The sequence below is a fragment of the Nonomuraea sp. NPDC050310 genome (assembly GCF_040655795.1).
Lineage (GTDB): Bacteria > Actinomycetota > Actinomycetes > Streptosporangiales > Streptosporangiaceae > Nonomuraea.
In genome coordinates this window covers 1-1,461 of sequence record NZ_JBFAKP010000058.1, presented here as the reverse complement: position 1 = coordinate 1,461, position 1,461 = coordinate 1, and the positions used below count along the sequence as shown (strand labels likewise).

Sequence of the window (1,461 nt, the reverse complement as noted above, 5' to 3'; positions counted from 1 at the left end):
TCAGCGGCTGCCGACCGCCTTCAAGATCCGCAGCGCGCCGGTCAGCAGGCCGGCCCAGGCCTCGGGGGAGACGCGGCCGGGCGGGGAGAAGCCCAGCAGGCGCTGGTGCGCCACGGTCTGGGGCTCGGTGTACTTGAGCAGGCCGTCGGCGCCGTGGCGGCGGCCGAGGCCCGAGTCGCCCATGCCGCCCATCGGCGCGTCGATGCTGCCCCAGGCGGCGGCGAAGGCCTCGTTGACGTTGACGGTCCCGGCGTGCACGCGGGCGGCGACCGCCCGGCCGCGGGCCGCGCTGCGGGACCAGACGCTGGCGTTCAGCCCGTACGGCGAGGCGTTGGCCCGCGCGATGGCCTCCTCGTCGTCGCGGACGGAGTAGATCGCGACCACCGGCCCGAAGGTCTCGTGCGCGTGCAACGTCATGTCCGGGGTGACGCCGGTGAGGATGGTCGGTTCGTAGAACAGCGGCCCCAGGTCGGGCCGCGCCCGGCCACCGGCCAGGACGGTAGCGCCCTTGGCGACGGCGTCCTCGACGTGCGCGGTGACGGTGGCGAGCTGCGCCGGGGTGGTGAGGCTGCCCACGTCGACCGTGTAGTCGTAGGCGGCGCCCAGCTTGAGCCGCTCCGTCCGGGCGACGAACGCGGCGACGAAGCGGTCATGGACCGGCTCGGCGACGTACAGCCGCTCCACGGAGACGCAGAGCTGCCCGGCGGACGGGAAGCAGGCGGCGACGGCGCCGTCGGCGGCCCGGCCGAGGTCGGCGTCGTCGCAGACGATCATGGCGTTCTTGCCGCCGAGCTCCAGGGACGCGCCGATGAGCCGCTCGCCGGCCTCGCGGGCGATCCGGCGGCCGCTGGCGGTGGAGCCGGTGAACATCAGGTAGTCGCCGCCGTCCATGAGCGTGTCCCCGAGGGAACTGCCGCGCCCGACCACCAGCTGCCACACCCCGGCGGGCAGGCCGGCCTCGGTCATCAGCTCCAGCGCCCACAACGCGGTGAGCGCGGTCTGGGTGTCGGGCTTCTGGACGACGGCGTTGCCGGCCATGAGCGCCGGGATGGCGTCGCCGGCGGCCATGCTCAGCGGGTAGTTCCACGGCGAGATGATCGTGACGACGCCCTTGGGGTGGCGCAGTTCGGTGGTGTGGGTGAGCACGGGGATCGCGCCGCGGCGGCGGCGGGGCGCGAGGAGCTTGGCGGCGCTGCGCGCGTAGTAGCGGGCGGTGATCGCGGTGTCCATCACTTCGAGGAAGGCGTCGCGGCGGGTCTTGCCGCTCTCGGCCTGCATCAGGTCGAGGGCCTGCTCCTGACGGGCCAGCACCAGGTCGTGGAAGCGCAGCAGGACGGCCCTGCGCTCGGCGATCGGGGTGCGAGCCCAGGCGGCCTGGGCGGCGCGGGCCCTGATGAAGGCGTTCTCGACGTCGGCGGGTGTGGAGACCGGGAGGTCGGCGAGCGGGAGACCGGTGTAGGG

The 1,461-nt window shown here is 74.4% G+C and carries 1 protein-coding gene; it reads right to left on the bottom strand.

The window, feature by feature from the left end; translation table 11 throughout:
* A partial coding sequence (locus AB0I67_RS43115; protein WP_357936796.1) for a succinic semialdehyde dehydrogenase occupies positions 1-1,461 on the bottom strand: 1,461 nt, incomplete at its 5' end.